Source organism: Eubacterium sp. SB2 (genome assembly GCF_001244405.1).
Classification (GTDB): Bacteria; Bacillota; Clostridia; order Lachnospirales; family Lachnospiraceae; genus Faecalicatena; species Faecalicatena contortus_B.
In genome coordinates this window covers 553519-569721 of the sequence record NZ_LN865151.1, presented here as the reverse complement: position 1 = coordinate 569721, position 16203 = coordinate 553519, and the positions used below count along the sequence as shown (strand labels likewise).

Genomic DNA, 16203 nt, shown 5'->3' with positions numbered 1-16203 from the left:
TCCTGTCCTATCTGTATTCTGCCGCCAGTTCCGCAAATTTAGGCAGGGAATTCACGATTGTCTCATAGGATACACAATATGCCAGCCTGACATAGCCAGGACATGCGAAGGAGGAGCCGGGCACGATCAAAATATTGTACTTTTTCGCTGCGGCACAGAATTCTTTTTCATCTGCAACCGGTGATTTTACAAACAGATAAAAAGCGCCTTCCGGTTTGATACATTCAAAGCCTAATTCTTTTAAACCGTTATATAGTGTTTCTCTGTTTCTATTGTAATAAGAAATATCTGTCTTTTCGTTCAGACATTTTTTAACCACCTTCTGCTGCAGGGTGGGCGCATTTACAAAGCCCAGAATTCTGGTCGCCACATTCGCTGCGCCGATCAGCTTTTCACTGTCAGCCGCCTCATCCGGAATTACCAGATAACCGATACGCTCCCCTGGAAGGGAGAGGGATTTGCTGTAGGAATATCCTACAACCGTATTGGCATAATACTTCGTAAGATAAGGAACTTCTACTCCGTCATATGCAAGTTCTCTATATGGCTCATCGGAAATCAGATAAATCTCCGTCCCATATTCTTTCTGCTTTTCCTCCATGACAGCGGCCATCTTACGAATGGTATCTTCCGAATAGACAACGCCGGTCGGGTTGTTCGGAGTATTTACAATGACAGCCTTTGTCTTCGGCGTGATTTTGGCCTCGAATTCATCCAGTTTTGGCTGGAATGTGGAGGTATCCGGAGAAATCTCCACAAGCACTCCGTCATAATTATTGGTATAACTCCTGTATTCGCCGAAATAAGGGGCGAACGCAATGACCTCGTCTCCGGGGTTCAGAAGCGATTTGAGAATGACATTCAGGCCGCCTGCCGCGCCAACCGTCATCGTAATATTCTTAGATTCAAAATATGTACCGAATCTTTTATTTAAAGATTCTGCAATGGCCTGCCTTACATCCTCGTAGCCCGCGTTACTGTTTGTATATCCATGAAGCACAACGGGATTTTCCTCATCAAGCAACTCGCGGATCGCGTCCTTTACCGCCTCCGGCGCGGGAACATTGGGATTACCCAGACTGAAATCATATACATTCTCCGCTCCGTAAATCCCCGCCAGACGGTTGCCTTCTTCAAACATTGCACGGATCGCAGAACTGTTCGCGACCATAGTTTCCATTTTTTTTGAAATCATTTTCCTCTCTCCATTTCTGATTTATTTGATATATGGACATCCGGGGTTACCCTTACATCCAGTTCTGCAGCATGGCCGCAGAACTGGATTTGCTATTCGGTACCGCGGGCCGTCTTTTTCGTAACAACCCCTTTTTCTACCAGAAAGGCCGGCCTGTACGAAAGCTTTGCCTTCCTCAGCCCTTCCGCCCCCGTATCCTCCTCGCGGTTCACATATTTATAATCCATGCATTCATGCTGCACAAACTGCTGGTTAATCATCGGATATGCACCGTCAATATCAGCAAATGCCTTTTCTATATGAACAACGAATGTATCCCCGCATACAGGTTCGCCAATCGTAAATGCGGCAATCTCTCCGTTCACCCTGAGAACACCGCCCCTCTGCCCAAGTTCCTTGAACAAACGCAGCGAATTCAATGTCACGCACATCTCCGCATTCTTATCCGAATCCTCCTCACACCCATTCTGGTTACGCCATTTCAATGCCATCTGGAAACACTCTTCCTGGTTACTGTTATCCAGCGTCTCATAGCTCCAGTCCGGATTCGCAGTTTTAAACTTATTGATATGGTTTCGTTTACTGTGCAGCTTCTTACCTGCCAGCGTCGCCAGCTTTTCCGACTCGTACACATAATCCGCCTGATCCCGATCATAATGAATTTGGTATTCTCCGGGATACCAGCCATCCAACTGCGCAAAATTTTCTTCCGTCACATTATATAGTTTAAACGGATATCCCTTCTCCTCGCTGTAGTTCATAAGAAACTCCAGTGCATTTTTAACGCACTGCGGCTCTCCCGCCGGATAAGCAAACGCAAGATCAAATTCATCGTCCTGAAATATCAGGGCATCCTCTATAACAGCATACTTTACATGGTAATGTCTGGACCAGAGGTACACGTTACTGAATGTTCTTTCGCAGCTTCTGCTAGGCGCCTTATTGAAATAAGAAGTAATTATCTCCCTGTCCTCCAGCTCCGGCCGTTTAAAGTTTATATCGTCCATTCCTAACCTTCTCTTTCTGAATGTAATTTCTAATAACTTTTTGTATAAACTTGTCTCACAGACAAATAATACTTTGATAGTATACCACATTTTTTCTTTAACTGACAATAAAAGCATGGATAATTAAAAAAATGGGGTGCGCGACGAGCTTTAGCCTCGGTACGGACGGAGTCGCTTAATGACAGGGATGCCAGGGAAGGAATGGATCCGAATATGCCCGAGACTATAATAGCCGCTCCAATACCGTACGCCTTCCCTTTATGGAGCGTCCCCGTCCGTTGACGAACCTAAAGCTGGTCCCCTAATCCCCGAACTGCATTTGGTACAGCCCCGCATATATCCCCCGTTTTCTCAGCAATTCTTCATGTGTCCCTTCCTCTGCAATCCCATGATCCGTCATGACCAGGATACGCTGTGCATTGCGTATCGTAGACAGTCTGTGCGCAATCACAAAGGTGGTTCTGTTTTTTGCCAGGTTCTCCATTGACTGCTGTACTACTTTTTCACTTTCGTTGTCGAGCGCGGATGTTGCCTCGTCAAAGATCAGCACTTCAGGATTCCTAAGAAAGACCCTGGCAATGGAAAGGCGCTGTTTTTGCCCTCCTGACAGTTTTACGCCCCGCTGTCCGATATCTGTATCGTAACCATCTGGGAAACTCATGATAAACTCATGGGCATTGGCATTTTTTGCCGCGCGGACCACGTCTTCGTCTGTGGCCCCGGGTCTTCCATAACGGATATTATCCATAACACTGCCCGAAAACAGATACACATCCTGCTGTACGATTCCAATATGACTGCGCAGTTCTTCCAGTTTGATATGCCTGATGTCCGTCCCATCCAGAAAGATCCCACCCTCAGATACTTCGTAGAAACGGGGGATCAGGCTGCAAAGCGTTGTCTTGCCCACTCCCGACGGCCCTACCAGTGCAATATAGTCGCCGGCCTCCACTTTGAGGTCCAGATTGTCCAGGACTTTCTCACTCTCATTTTCATAGTAAAAGGATACTTTTTTAAACTCAATGGCGCCTTTTACCTCTTTCAAAGAAACCGCATCAGGCTCATCAGCAATATCAGGCGCTATAGACAGTATTTCCAGAAATCTCTCGAAGCCGGAATAGCCGTTCTGGAACTGCTCGGTAAAGTTCACCAGTTTCCTTACTGGTTCCGTAAAGTTATTAATATAAAGCAGAAATGTAATCAGATCCGTCACGACAATCGATCCGTTGAGCATCAGACTCACGCCAGCCAGCAGTACGACAACAGTAATCAGTGTGCTCATAGCCCCAAGCCCGGAATTATAAATCCCCATGTATTTATAGCTCAGCTTCTTTGCCGCCACAAAATTCTCATTCCCTGCGTTGAATTTTTTCATTTCCACATTTTCATTAGCAAATGATTTTACAACGCGGATACCAGATAGGCTGTCCTCAATCTGGCTGTTGATGTCCGCAATCTTCTCTCTGTTTCTTTTGAACGCAGTCTTCATTTTACCATTAAAATAAAAGGCGAATATCGCCATAACCGGAATAAAAATAAAAGCAATCAACGCCAGTTTTACATTAACAGTCAGCAGAATCACAAAGGAACCGATTATTTTAATAATAGATATGACAAGATCCTCCGGTCCGTGGTGAAGGAGCTCGCTGATATCGAACAGGTCGCTCGTAATTCTGGAGAGCAGGTGGCCGACCTTCTGATTATCATAAAACGCAAATGTCAGCTTCTGATAATGGCCGAATATATCGCTGCGCATATCGGCTTCCATCTTTGCGCCCATCGTATGTCCGAAGTACGCTATATAAAAATTGCAGAAGACTTCCAGTGCCACAAGCGCCAGCATCACGGCACCCAGAATAAGAATTGCATGTCTCGCATCGGCCCTGTCAAAATAAATAACGTCGTTTGTAATATACCGGACAATCATCGGAATGACCAGGGTCACAGCCGCTCCAAGTATGGCAAAAAACATGTCGCTGTAAAACAGCCCTTTGTAGGGCCTATAATAGGAAAATAATCTCTTCAGTTTTTCTTTCATGATCTTACCTCTCTCATTATAACAATTCGTATGTTAATCATATTACTCCTGTTTCGTTGTATCTGCAAACCCTTCCTTTATATATCCCTGCCTCAATACTGCTAGACGGCCCTGCTTCCGCAGTACATATGTCCTCAGGCCTTTTGGGATACAGGAATTTCCTAAATCATAAAATCTTAATAAAATCCCCAAAGTATTTTAAGAAGAGGCTGAAATAATGAAACTAACGTAATACATCAGGCAGGCCTGTCTGAACCGTTACAAACTAATGCATCAAAAATTTAGGTCAATATAACAGTAAGTTGATTATTATTCAATGTACAAGCATCAAGGAGGAAACTGCTATGGCTGATATTATTATTACACTCTATCCTATTTTGTGTGTGCTGCTGCCCTGTCTTATCTATATGTTTATCCTGGCTCGCAAGCCCGGAAACCACCTGACTAAGGCTCATTTTATCTGGGTATTCCTGTTTCTGTTCTACCTGCATATGGTACTGGACACAACGGGGATCGGAACCATATGGGACATCGGCAAATACGACAGTATCCTTTCACTGGACAAGATCAACCTGGTTCCATTTAACGATGGGCTGGAGTTTTCACAGATTCTGAATGTCATTATGTTCATGCCGCTTGGATTTCTCCTGCCGCTGCTCTGGACCAATTACCGTACACTCCCCAGAGTCCTTCTGGCCGGAGCCGGCTATTCTCTTTCCATCGAAATCTGCCAGTTATTCAACAACAGGGTTACCGATATGAATGACCTGATCATGAACACCTTCGGCGCACTGGCCGGCTATTGTATCTGGATCATATACCGGCGCCTGTTTCCCCGGACCGGCACGAGGAAAGAGCTCGCACTCTCCCTCCACGAACCTGCGGTTTACATGGTGCTGAGCGTACTTGCCGTGTTCTTCCTGTGCAACTGGAGGTGGATGGTATATAAGTTGTATATGTAAGAGACCATACACATAAGAAACTTTTGTCAATCCGTACTAAGATGTTCTGACGGCACCCAACTATAAGAGTCCGGCATCAGCTTAAACCGCTGATGCCGGACTCTTATTAATCATGTTTAGTTATCATTCATATTAGCCAGTTTTGCTGCCTGGTCTGCAGCGGTCAGACTGTCTATAATTTCATCCAGATCCCCGTTTAAAATCGTATCCAATTTGTGCAGCGTCAGCTTAATTCTGTGATCCGTAACCCGTCCCTGGGGGAAGTTGTAGGTTCTGATCTTCTCAGAACGGTCCCCGGTTCCGACCTGGCTTCTTCTCGCCTCAGCTTCGGACGCCTGCTGCCTTTCCAGTTCCAAATCATACAGCTTGGAGCGAAGCAGGCGGAACGCCTTTTCCTTGTTCTGCAGCTGTGACTTTTCGGTCTGGCTGTAAATCACAATCCCCGTTGGATAATGGGTCAGACGCACAGCGGAGTCCGTTGTGTTGACGCACTGTCCGCCGTTTCCAGACGCACGCATAACGTCGATTCGGATATCCTTCTCCTCGATGACAACGTCCACTTCCTCGGCCTCCGGCATAATGGCAACCGTAATTGTGGAGGTGTGGATTCTGCCGCCGCTCTCTGTCTCCGGCACACGCTGTACACGGTGTACGCCGCTCTCATATTTCAAACGGGAGTAAGCGCCCTGCCCGCTGATCATAAACACACACTCCTTGAAGCCGCCGATTCCGTTTTCATTCAGGGAAATCATCTCCACCCTCCAGCGGCGTCCTTCCGCATAATGAACATACATGCGATAGATCTCTGCCGCAAACAGCGCAGCCTCATCTCCGCCGGCTCCTGCACGAATCTCTACGATTACGTTCTTCTCGTCATTGGGATCCTTCGGCAGCAGCAGAATCTTCAGCTCCTGTTCGAGCTCTTCAACACGGGCTTTCGAATCGTTGAGTTCTTCTTTTGCGAGCTCCCGCATCTCCTCATCAGATTCTTCATCCAGCATGACCAGGCTGTCCTCTATATTCTGCTTACACTGCTTATACTCTTTGTATGCCTCTACGATCGGAGTCAGGTCACTCTGCTCTTTCATCAGTTTCCGAAATCGTTCCGGATCATTGGCCACATCCGGCTCCTGCAGTTCTCCCATTACTTCCTCGTAGCGGATCAGCAAATCTTCTAATCTGTCAAACATATTTCTCTATCCTTTCTCACAACTCACTTCATTCATCATACACGCCCGAAACGACCCGGTCAAGTCCTGCCAGATCCTTTTTTACGGCAACATGGGTATACCCCGCTTCACACATCATGGATTGCACGGCCTCACCCTGATCGGCCCCGATCTCAAACAGCAGACATCCGCCGCTTACGAGAAAGCGCCTTGCCGTGTCCACAATCTCTCTGTAAAAATACAGACCGTCCTCTTTGCCGTCTAGCGCCAGAAGAGGGTCATGCTGCCTCACTTCTTCCTGCAGAGTCTCTATCACATCGGTTCTGATATAGGGAGGATTGGACACGATCATCTGAAAGTTTCCCTCCACCCTGTCAAAGAGGTCGCTGTGCAGGAAATCTGCGCGGATATGAAGCGACTCCGCATTCTCCCGGGCTGTCTCCAACGCTTTCTCCGAAACATCCGCCCCTGTTCCTTCTATCAGCAGCTTTTTTTCTTTTCTTATCTCATGCAGAATACTCAGCAGGATACATCCGGAACCAGTGCACATATCAAGCAGTCGAAATGCTTTTTCGTTCTCCCTTCGGCTGCTCCCGGTAATCCCGGCAGACACACCGCAAGAATTTTCTTTATATTTGCGTATAAACCGGATGGATTCCTCAACTAACGTTTCTGTATCCTGTCTCGGAATCAGCACATGTTCATTCACCCGGAATTCCAGGCCCATAAATTCCTGCGTTCCGGTCAGATGCTGCAGGGGGATCCTCTGCGCCCTTTTTTCTATAAAATCTATATACTGCTTTTCCTGTACCTCTGTCAGAATTTTATCCGGCATGGCATAATACATGGCCCTGCCGACACCACTCACATGTTCCAGAAGATACCATGCATCCAGGCGGGCATCTGTGATTCCGGCCTCTGTTAACAGCTCTTCTCCCCTTTGAAACGCTTCACGCAGTGTCATAGCTGCTGCCCCTCGGCTGCGGCATGGCCCGTCATACCATATTGTCCGGCCGTCTGCCCGGATGCTGCAGCGGTTTTCATTTCCTGATCCGGTGTCTTCTCAACTGATGTGCCTGCTGGCAGCTCGATACCGAAATTCTCCGCCAAATATGCCTTCCAGTCAAATACGGCTTCCACTGCACAGATAGCCACTTCAATCATGCTGTCATCCGGCTCTTTCGTGGTCAGATTCTGCACCCACATTCCCGGCTTGCTCAGCAGGTTAATGAAATAATTATCACTGTTTCCGGCCAGTTTGATAATCTCATATGATACCCCTGCGATCAGCGGGAGAAGCGCGATACGCAGCACAACCCTCATAACCTGCGACTCTGCTGTAATAAAGAAGCAGAATATAATACTCACGATCATGACAAAGAACAGAAAACTTGTACCGCAGCGTTTATGCTGTTTGGAGCTTTTTCTTACGTTTTCTGTATTCAGGATAAGTCCATGTTCAATACAATTGATGCATTTGTGCTCCGCCCCGTGATACATAAATGTTCTCTGGATATCTTCCATCTTGGAGACAAGCAGAATATATCCCAGAAAAATAGCCAGGCGGATCACACCTTCCAGAATGGTAATTACCCCTCTGGACGCAATGTGCTGCCGCAGTATATTACTTAAAAAATAAGGAAGAACCATAAATATGGCAACCGCAAGAACTACGGAAAATGCGACCGTCAGATTCATGAACAGCTTATCCTGCTTCTCCTTCTTTGCAATCGCTTCCTCTGTCAGCTCCGCCTCTGTCTCATCTTCCTCTTCAAAAAAGCTCGCCGAAAACATCAGTGTCTTCATCCCCAGGACAAGGGAATCAACAAAATTGAAGATACCTCGTATAAAAGGAATCTTCATTAGCGGCTTACACGGGATTACACTTTTATACTCCTGTATATCTACCGCGATCTCTTTATCCGGTTTCCTGACCGCCACCGCATACTGATTACCATTCTTCATCATGATGCCTTCCAAAACAGCCTGTCCGCCTATGTTCGATGACTTCATGCACCCTCCTGTCTTCTGTACCAGAAAAGGGTCAGTTCCTTCTTCTTTGAAGTTGCTGACCTTCTGATCCAATCTGCATATATAGTTACCTGTAAGGAACTGCCCGGAAATCACTTGTGCAAGTTGCTGATCAATGTGCACCAGTTGTGATAGACAGTCCTTTACCCAAGAACAGGCTGAGATATCTCACCTCAGCCTGCAATAAATCATTCCTATTTAATACCATATTTCTTGTTGAACTTGTCAACACGTCCGCGAGCCTGATTTGCTTTCTGCTGTCCAGTGTAGAATGGATGGCATTTGGAACAGATTTCCACGTGAATGTTCTTGTTTGTTGAGCCTGTTACAAATGTGTTGCCGCAGTTGCAAGTTACTGTCGCCTGATGGTACTCTGGATGGATTCCTTCTCTCATGATTTTCACCTCTCTATTTTAAAATATAGTAATTATAATCTCTAAACAGCTTTGTTATTGTATCATAAGATTTATGGTTTTGCAAGCGATTTTTTAGAATATACAAATAAAATAGGACAAGTCTTTTTTGTATATCCGGTTTGTGATATAATTCCCATGTTTGATTTATCATTAATAACATAAGGAGTTGCTCATATGGATATCACTGCCCCAATTATCGAACTTTCCGCTTCCACATTTCTAATCGTATGTCCATTTCTTTTTCTTGCCGGGCTGGTAGATGCGATCGGAGGCGGCGGAGGTCTGATCTCTCTGCCCGCCTATCTGATCGCGGGACTTCCTCCTCATATGGCAGTTGCCACCAATAAGATGTCTTCCACCTGTGGAACCACACTTGCCACGATCCGTTTTATAAAAAACGGGCTTGTCAGTTTCCGGCTGGCCATCCCTTCCGTGATTGCCGCAATTGCAGGTTCTTCAATCGGTGCACATATTTCCATGATCGTACCTGAGAAGATCATGCTGTATGTACTGATTGGCATACTGCCTGTATCCGCATTCCTGGTGCTGAATAAAAAGCTGTTTCATGATAAGGGAAACGACTCTGTTACGCTGGACAAAAGAACTTACATAACCGCAGTCATTGCAGCTTTTATCATTGGCATCTATGACGGATTCTATGGGCCGGGTACGGGTACGTTTCTGATCATCGCATTTACCGTATTTGCCAAGCTCAGTATAAAAACCGCCAACGCACAGGCAAAAGTTATTAGTCTGACGACCAATATCACATCCCTCATTATCTTTCTGCTAAACGGCCAGGGGCTGATCCCCGTAGGGATCGCAGCCGCACTGTGCAATATGGCCGGGGGCTACCTGGGTGCCGGAATGGTCATGAAAAATGGCGCTAAAATCGTAAAACCAAGCATTCTGCTAGTACTCTTCCTATTGCTTCTGAAGGTACTCAATGTATACTAATACCTGAAGTAGGGCGGCATATTGCTCAGGCACACCCTAGTACTGCGCTGCGTAAATTCCTGTGATACAGTATTTGCTGTCTGCGCCGGTGTATGCCTTATGCTGCTCTACAAAAATTTCTTTTTGATCACAACCTGGACAAGATCTGCATTGCTCTTTGTCTGTGAGAACATATTCAGCAGGTTGTCCACAGCTTCTTCCGCTTTTAGGCCGTTCATTGCCCTGCGGATAATATAGACTGCATCCTGCTCCTCTCTGCTGAGCAGGAGATCTTCCCTTCTGGTTCCTGATTTTGGTATATCTATGGCCGGGAATACTCTCTTTTCCTGTAGCTTTCGATCCAGCACCAGTTCCATGTTGCCTGTTCCCTTGAATTCCTCGTATACCACATCGTCCATCTTACTCCCTGTTTCCACAAGTGCAGTAGCCAGGATCGTAAGGCTGCCGCCTTCTCTCATATTTCTGGCTGCACCGAAAAACCTCTTCGGCATATGAAGCGCTGCCGGGTCAAGACCACCTGATAGTGTTCTGCCTGATGGCGGAACCGTCAGATTATATGCACGGGCAAGCCTTGTAATACTGTCCAGCAGGATCATAACATCCTTGCCATGCTCAACCAGCCTCTTTGCACGCTCAATCACCATCTCGGAAACCCTTTTATGGTGATCCGGAAGTTCATCAAATGTAGAATAAATGACTTCTACATTCGGTCCTGCGATCGCCTCGCGGATGTCTGTTACTTCCTCCGGGCGCTCATCGATGAGCAGAATCAGAAGATGCATATTCGGCTCACGCTTTTGTACGGAAAGCGCCACTTCCTTCAGCAGGGTCGTCTTACCGGCCTTCGGCGGTGACACAATCATACCTCTCTGTCCTTTTCCTATAGGAGAAAGCAGATCAACGATTCGCATAGCTGTTGAACATCCCGGTGTCTCCAGGCGGAGCCTCTTATTTGGGAAGATCGGAGTCAGGTCCTCAAAATTATTTCTCTTCATTGCCTCCGACGGCCTCATGCCATTGATGGTGGAAACATACAAAAGGGCGCTGAATTTCTCGGACTGTGTTTTAATTCGTGTATTTCCGGAAATGATATCACCGGTTTTCAGATTAAATCTTCTGATCTGTGAGGGGGATACGTATACATCGTTTTCACCGGGCAGATAGTTCTCGCATCTGATAAATCCGTATCCGTCCGGCAGAACCTCCAGGATCCCGTTGGCTGACTTGCCGCTGTCCAGCTGTTCGATATCCGTGCCTTCCTTCTTCTCTTTCAATTCTTCTTTTACTTCTTCCTTGGCTTCTGCCCTTGCTTCTTCCATCTTCTCTTTCTCGTCCTGGGCCAGCATAGCGTCAATCAACCCGCTTTTTTTCATAGCTGACACACCCTTCATTTTTCGTGCCTTTGCCAGGTCTTTTAATGTTGCAAGCGGCAGAGATTCATATTTTTCTCTCGTCATAATACTTTAATTCCTTTCTCAATAAATATATGGCTTTTCTACAGTATTCTTTTGTTTCAATCCACGCCCGGTAATATCACAGAGTACGTCTACGGCCAATACATATGCGTAGATTAATCTCATGCCAGTGGGAGAAACCGTTTCCTCTCCAGCCAAAACTGTCGTTAATCTTGTTTTTCATGATTCATCTCACCGACTATAGCGGCGGGAAAATCCTCATCTTATCTTGTTAAATTTTACGGGAACCTTTAGTCTGAAACGACTTGTCCGAATTCAGGCGTCTGCCTGTATCCTCAAAGATATACTATTCCTATCCGTGCTCGGTAATTTCACAGAGTACGACTACATCTTAAATCTGTAGCTATTATACCTCATCTTCCACCAAAAAGAAAGAGTTTTTTTAGGGGGCGGGGTTTCGGCTCGGAAGGGGATGAAAGGGGGGACGCTTACCGTAAGCCGGGACGGGCTGCAAAAAGTACCTGTCCTGTTGGAAATACAGACCGCTGCGCCAAGCGGCAGTAAGAGGTAATCTGCAGAATCAGCCGGAACCGAACACATTCACCGCTTAATCTGGTGATTAAGCGGCTCAGGTGTTCTAAAAAGCTGCTTCGGTAGCAGCTTTTTTCCGGCTGATTCTGCAGATTACCTCTAACTGCCGCTAGGCTCGCTAGGATGCATTTCCAACAGGACAGGTGCTTTTTGCAGCCCGTCCCGGCTTACGGTAAGCTGTTTCATCCGGCCGGCAGAAAAGAACGCGCTCCCCAGTTGTGAAACTAACGGGGGCTGCGGATGGAATTGGATTGGTGATATCCTTTTTTATGTCTGAGATCATACTGGCTATATAAAATCCCGTGTCCATTTTCGCGGCTGTTTCCCGCCTAGAATCACTTAGGTTCGTGTCCGCGTTTTGAAAGACAGGTATGTTCTTCCGGGGGCTTGCGGCTATCCCTTCATGGAGCGTCCCCATCCGCCAGCGAAACTAAATCTCGTTACTATAGCAATCCTGCCTTGCGTTGCTTTTATAAGAGTGTTATTATATTGGACAGATAGCAAGAATCTATAAGAATATGAAGATACAGCGAGGTAAGAAAGATGACAAACAGTGAAAAAGCATTGCAGATGCACGAAAAATGGCAGGGGAAGATCGAGACTACGGCCAAGGCCCATGTGAACTCCCGCGAGGATCTTGCCATTGCCTATACTCCTGGTGTTGCAGAACCCTGTAAGGCAATCGCAGAGGATCCGGAAGATGCCTATAAATACACGATAAAGTCTAATACGATTGCAGTTGTCTCCGACGGAAGTGCGGTTCTTGGACTCGGCAATATCGGCGCCCTGGCTGCGATGCCGGTTATGGAGGGGAAGGCCGTTCTTTTTAAGGAATTTGGCGGCGTCAATGCGGTTCCGATCTGTCTTGATACCCAGGATACCGAAGAGATCATTCAGACTGTAGTTAACATTGCTCCCGCCTTCGGCGGCATTAATCTGGAAGATATCTCGGCCCCGCGCTGCTTCGAGATTGAGGAGCGTTTGAAAGAGCTGCTGGATATCCCTGTTTTCCATGATGACCAGCACGGGACGGCTATCGTTGTCCTGGCCGGTATTATCAATGCGCTGAAAGTCACCGGAAAGGTCAAGGAAGAATGCCGCGTGGTAATTAACGGTGCGGGATCTGCCGGTGTTGCTATCACCAGGCTTTTGCTTACATATGGTTTCCGTCATGTTACCATGTGTGATATCAATGGTATGATAAGCAAGGCCTCCCCTGATCTGAACTGGATGCAGCAAAAGATGGCAGCGGTTACCAATCTGGAAGGGCGGACAGGTACGCTGGCCGATGCGCTTCAGGGTGCAGATATATTTGTAGGTGTCTCTGCACCTAATATTGTGACAAAAGAGATGGTATCCTCTATGAACAAGGATGCAATTCTTTTTGCAATGGCGAACCCGGTACCGGAGATCATGCCGGATCTTGCAAAAGAAGCCGGTGCAAGAGTCGTTGGGACAGGACGTTCCGATTTTCCGAACCAGGTGAATAATGTGGTGGCTTTTCCGGGTATATTTAAGGGCGCCCTGGAGGGGCGCGCGTCCCAGATTACGGAGGATATGAAGCTGGCTACTGCCAAGGCAATCGCCGGACTTGTTGCGGAGGAAGACTTAAATGAAAACAATATCCTGCCGGAAGCTTTCGATCCGCGTGTAGCCGAGGCGGTGAGCAAGGCAGTAAAGGAACTGATATAGATGATGCGCTGGGGGGAAAAGCGTTACCGCTCTATGGACTATGACCTGAAGCAGGCCTATGGGGAAAAGGTATATAAGATCACCCTGGACGGCGGCATGACCTGCCCGAACCGGGACGGCACTTTAGGGCACGGAGGCTGTATCTTCTGCAGCGCCGAGGGCTCCGGGGACTTCGCCGGCTCAAGGGCCTGCTCTGTCACAGAGCAGATAGCCGCCGGAAAGCAGGCCCTGAATGGGAAACGTCCGGTTCACTCTTATATCGCATACTTTCAGGCATTTACCAATACCTATGCTCCGGTAAGCCGTCTGGAAGAGCTGTACATGCAGGCCATCGCGGATCCTGAGGTCCGTATTCTCTCTATCGCCACAAGGCCCGACTGTCTGGGCCCTGATGTCCTGGAACTGTTAGATAGAATCAACCGGATCAAACCAGTGTGGGTGGAACTGGGGCTTCAGACAATTCATCCCGCAACTGCCGCGTATATCCGGAGGGGATATGACCTGCCTGTCTTTGAAAGTGCAGTCGGTGCTCTCAGAAGAATGAACATTGCCGTGATCGTCCACACCATCCTCTATCTGCCCGGCGAGACCAAGGAGCAGATGCTGGAGACACTGGATTATCTGAACCACATGGATATACAGGGCATAAAGCTGCAGCTTCTGCATATTTTAAAAGGAACGGATCTTGCCCTGGAATATGAACAGCATCCGTTTTACGTCCCCGGGATGATAGAGTATATTCAATTATTGGGCACATGTATCTCGCATTTGAATCCCCGGATCGCAATACACCGTCTGACCGGCGATGGTCCCAGCGGTCTTCTGGCTGCCCCGCTTTGGAGCAGCAATAAAAGAACTGTCCTGAACACCCTGCACCGTTATCTGAAGGAGCAGGACATCTGGCAGGGAAAGGAGTATTATGACTGAAACATTTACCCTATATAAGTTAATCGTATTATACATGCTGGAGAAAGTAGATTTTCCGCTGACCACATCCCAGATCTCGGAATTCATTCTGGACAAGGGTTATACTACTTATTTTAAGTTGCAGGAAACGCTGTCGGAGATGGTGGAATCCGGGCTACTCCGGGTGGAGACCACCCACAACCGTACGCTGTACCACCTGACAGAAAATGGAGCGGAGACAATCCAGTTCTTCAAGAATAAGATCTCAACCGCAATACAGAACGATATTGATGAGTTTTTAAAAGAAAAGAGGTATGACCTAAAAGAAGAAGTTGCTATTAAATCAGACTATTACCTGAATACAAACCATGAATACGAGGTGCGCTGCCAGATCGTGGAAAATGGCTTCAGCCTGATTGATCTTAAGATCACTGTCCCGACGGAGATCGAGGCCGAAACCATTGCCAGCAACTGGTCAAGGGAGAGCCAGAAGATCTATTCCTCACTCCTGTCTCAGCTTCTCTAAATATTCACGTATCGTTTTTTCGTATCCAAGGACGCCCGGTTCATAGAATCTGGCGTCTTTTATTTCGTCCGGAAGGTACTGCTGCTTTACGTAATGCCCCGGATAATCGTGTGCGTATTTGTACCCGACTCCGTGCCCCAGCTTCTGTGAACCTTTATAGTGGGCATCCTGCAGATGGGCGGGAACCGTTGTCTTCTTCTGCCGGACACATTCTGTTGCAGAAAAAATGGCATTGGTGGCGGAGTTGCTTTTCGGTGCGGATGCAACATAGGTCACTGCCTGCGAGAGGATGATCTGCGCCTCTGGCATCCCGATGCGCTCCACCGCCTGTGCTGCGGACACCGCAACCGTCAGCGCCATGGGATCTGCATTTCCCACATCCTCCGAGGCACAGATCATAATCCGCCGCGCGATGAACTTAATGTCCTCCCCTGCATACAGCATTTTTGCAAGGTAATAAACGGCAGCATCGGGGTCTGACCCCCTCATGCTTTTTATAAATGCAGAGCTTGTATCATAATGGTTATCTCCCGTCTTGTCATACCGCACAACACGCTTCTGAATGCACTCGCTGGCCACTTCCAGCGTAATATGGATCAGCCCGTCCGCCCCTCTTTCGGTAGTCAGTATGCCCAATTCCACCGCATTCAGCGCATTTCTTGCATCACCGCCCGATACATCGGCCAAAAACTCCAGCGCCTCCTCCGTAATCTCCGCCTTGAAGGTTCCCATCCCCTTCTCTTTATCATAAACGGCGCGTTTCAGCAATGTCTTTACATCCCCGCGTTCCAAAGATCTCAGCTCAAACACACTGGACCTTGAAAGCAGAGCGCCGTTTACCTCAAAGTAAGGATTCTCCGTCGTTGCCCCTATCAGCGTGATGGTTCCGTCTTCCACATAAGGAAGCAGGTAGTCCTGCTGCCCTTTATTAAACCGGTGGATCTCATCGATGAAGAGGATGGTCTTCTTCTGGTACATGCCAAGAAGCTCCTTTGCCTCTTTTATCACCTCTTCCATATCCTTTTTTCCGGCTACAGTCGCATTGATCTGCTTAAACTGGGCGCTTGTTGTATTCGCTATCACTTTGGCCAGCGTTGTTTTTCCGGTGCCCGGAGGGCCGTAAAATATCAGGGAACCCAGCTTATCCGCCTTGATTGCGCGGTACAGCAGCTTGTCCTTTCCGATAATATGCTGCTGCCCCACTACTTCTTCCAGCGTGGACGGCCGCATTCTGGATGCCAGCGGCGCTTCCTTCTCTTGATTTGTCTCTCTCATATAGTCAAATAAATCCATTTTTT

The 16203-nt window shown here is 47.4% G+C and carries 14 protein-coding genes; 5 read left to right on the top strand and 9 right to left on the bottom strand.

The genetic code is table 11. The features are described from left to right. Positions 1-7: 7 nt before the first annotated feature. The 3 genes from BN1938_RS07410 to BN1938_RS07400 form a co-directional block, all read right to left on the bottom strand. Positions 8-1195, bottom strand: coding sequence for a pyridoxal phosphate-dependent aminotransferase (locus BN1938_RS07410; protein WP_050639975.1), 1188 nt, complete (start codon positions 1193-1195; stop codon positions 8-10). Between the two features lie 92 nt (positions 1196-1287). Next, positions 1288-2202, bottom strand: a complete 915-nt coding sequence (locus BN1938_RS07405; RefSeq protein ID WP_050639974.1) for a DUF2156 domain-containing protein — start codon at positions 2200-2202, stop codon at positions 1288-1290. A gap of 301 nt (positions 2203-2503) precedes the next feature. Continuing rightward, on the bottom strand, positions 2504-4240 hold the full coding sequence (locus BN1938_RS07400) for an ABC transporter ATP-binding protein (RefSeq protein ID WP_050639973.1): 1737 nt from the start codon (positions 4238-4240) through the stop codon (positions 2504-2506). A 344-nt stretch (positions 4241-4584) separates the two neighbouring features. On the opposite strand from BN1938_RS07400, the gene BN1938_RS07395 reads away from it, so the two are divergent. Further along, positions 4585-5202 (top strand): VanZ family protein, encoded by a 618-nt coding sequence (locus BN1938_RS07395; protein WP_050639972.1) that lies wholly within the window; start codon positions 4585-4587, stop codon positions 5200-5202. 116 nt (positions 5203-5318) lie between these two features. Here the strand turns inward: BN1938_RS07395 and prfA are convergent, their stop codons facing one another. The 4 genes from prfA to rpmE all read right to left on the bottom strand — a co-directional run bounded on the left by prfA (position 5319) and on the right by rpmE (position 8797). Beyond that, positions 5319-6392, bottom strand: coding sequence for a peptide chain release factor 1 (gene prfA, locus BN1938_RS07390; RefSeq protein ID WP_050639971.1), 1074 nt, complete (start codon positions 6390-6392; stop codon positions 5319-5321). Between the two features lie 28 nt (positions 6393-6420). After that, positions 6421-7335 carry a peptide chain release factor N(5)-glutamine methyltransferase gene (gene prmC, locus BN1938_RS07385; RefSeq protein ID WP_050639970.1) on the bottom strand — a complete coding sequence of 305 codons (915 nt, stop codon included), beginning with the start codon at positions 7333-7335 and terminating at the stop codon, positions 6421-6423. Further along, a complete protein-coding gene (locus BN1938_RS07380; RefSeq protein WP_050640038.1) occupies positions 7332-8384 on the bottom strand; it encodes a DUF1385 domain-containing protein in 1053 nt (350 codons plus the stop codon). The genes prmC and BN1938_RS07380 overlap by 4 nt, the downstream gene beginning before the upstream one ends. Before the next feature lie 212 nt (positions 8385-8596). Next, complete coding sequence (gene rpmE, locus BN1938_RS07375; protein ID WP_025657260.1) at positions 8597-8797, bottom strand: 50S ribosomal protein L31; 201 nt, start codon at positions 8795-8797, stop codon at positions 8597-8599. Positions 8798-8992: 195 nt separating this feature from the next. Here rpmE and BN1938_RS07370 point away from each other — a divergent pair, with 195 nt between their 5' ends. After that, positions 8993-9775, top strand: a complete 783-nt coding sequence (locus BN1938_RS07370; protein WP_242843819.1) for a sulfite exporter TauE/SafE family protein — start codon at positions 8993-8995, stop codon at positions 9773-9775. 107 nt (positions 9776-9882) lie between these two features. Here BN1938_RS07370 and rho read toward each other — a convergent pair whose 3' ends face one another. After that, complete coding sequence (gene rho, locus BN1938_RS07365) at positions 9883-11232, bottom strand: transcription termination factor Rho (protein WP_050639969.1); 1350 nt, start codon at positions 11230-11232, stop codon at positions 9883-9885. A 1092-nt stretch (positions 11233-12324) separates the two neighbouring features. On the opposite strand from rho, the gene BN1938_RS07355 reads away from it, so the two are divergent. The 3 genes from BN1938_RS07355 to BN1938_RS07345 are packed head-to-tail and all read left to right on the top strand — an operon-like array spanning position 12325 to position 14905. Further along, positions 12325-13473: an NAD(P)-dependent malic enzyme gene (locus BN1938_RS07355; RefSeq protein WP_050639967.1), complete on the top strand. Its 1149-nt coding sequence runs from the start codon at positions 12325-12327 to the stop codon at positions 13471-13473. Further along, entirely contained in the window at positions 13474-14400 is a 927-nt protein-coding gene (locus tag BN1938_RS07350) for a tRNA modification radical SAM protein MnmL/YtqA (protein WP_330581548.1), read from the top strand. It begins immediately after the preceding gene. After that, positions 14393-14905, top strand: coding sequence for a DUF4364 family protein (locus BN1938_RS07345; protein WP_050639966.1), 513 nt, complete (start codon positions 14393-14395; stop codon positions 14903-14905). Before BN1938_RS07350 ends, BN1938_RS07345 begins: the two co-directional genes overlap by 8 nt. Here the strand turns inward: BN1938_RS07345 and BN1938_RS07340 are convergent. Then, positions 14882-16198, bottom strand: coding sequence for a replication-associated recombination protein A (locus BN1938_RS07340; protein ID WP_050640035.1), 1317 nt, complete (start codon positions 16196-16198; stop codon positions 14882-14884). The genes BN1938_RS07345 and BN1938_RS07340 overlap by 24 nt on opposite strands. Positions 16199-16203 lie beyond the last annotated feature (5 nt).

Bases quoted from the DNA above. Each gene is read 5' to 3' on its own strand.
- rpmE (WP_025657260.1), bottom strand. From the start codon at position 8,797: ATGAGAGAAGGAATCCATCCAGAGTACCATCAGGCGACAGTAACTTGC.
- prmC (WP_050639970.1), bottom strand. From the start codon at position 7,335: ATGACACTGCGTGAAGCGTTTCAAAGGGGAGAAGAGCTGTTAACAGAG.
- BN1938_RS07355 (WP_050639967.1), top strand. From the start codon at position 12,325: ATGACAAACAGTGAAAAAGCATTGCAGATGCACGAAAAATGGCAGGGG.
- BN1938_RS07350 (WP_330581548.1), top strand. From the start codon at position 13,474: ATGATGCGCTGGGGGGAAAAGCGTTACCGCTCTATGGACTATGACCTG.
- BN1938_RS07400 (WP_050639973.1), bottom strand. From the start codon at position 4,240: ATGAAAGAAAAACTGAAGAGATTATTTTCCTATTATAGGCCCTACAAA.
- BN1938_RS07395 (WP_050639972.1), top strand. From the start codon at position 4,585: ATGGCTGATATTATTATTACACTCTATCCTATTTTGTGTGTGCTGCTG.
- BN1938_RS07340 (WP_050640035.1), bottom strand. From the start codon at position 16,198: ATGGATTTATTTGACTATATGAGAGAGACAAATCAAGAGAAGGAAGCG.
- BN1938_RS07370 (WP_242843819.1), top strand. From the start codon at position 8,993: ATGGATATCACTGCCCCAATTATCGAACTTTCCGCTTCCACATTTCTA.
- BN1938_RS07405 (WP_050639974.1), bottom strand. From the start codon at position 2,202: ATGGACGATATAAACTTTAAACGGCCGGAGCTGGAGGACAGGGAGATA.
- prfA (WP_050639971.1), bottom strand. From the start codon at position 6,392: ATGTTTGACAGATTAGAAGATTTGCTGATCCGCTACGAGGAAGTAATG.
- rho (WP_050639969.1), bottom strand. From the start codon at position 11,232: ATGACGAGAGAAAAATATGAATCTCTGCCGCTTGCAACATTAAAAGAC.
- BN1938_RS07410 (WP_050639975.1), bottom strand. From the start codon at position 1,195: ATGATTTCAAAAAAAATGGAAACTATGGTCGCGAACAGTTCTGCGATC.
- BN1938_RS07380 (WP_050640038.1), bottom strand. From the start codon at position 8,384: ATGAAGTCATCGAACATAGGCGGACAGGCTGTTTTGGAAGGCATCATG.
- BN1938_RS07345 (WP_050639966.1), top strand. From the start codon at position 14,393: ATGACTGAAACATTTACCCTATATAAGTTAATCGTATTATACATGCTG.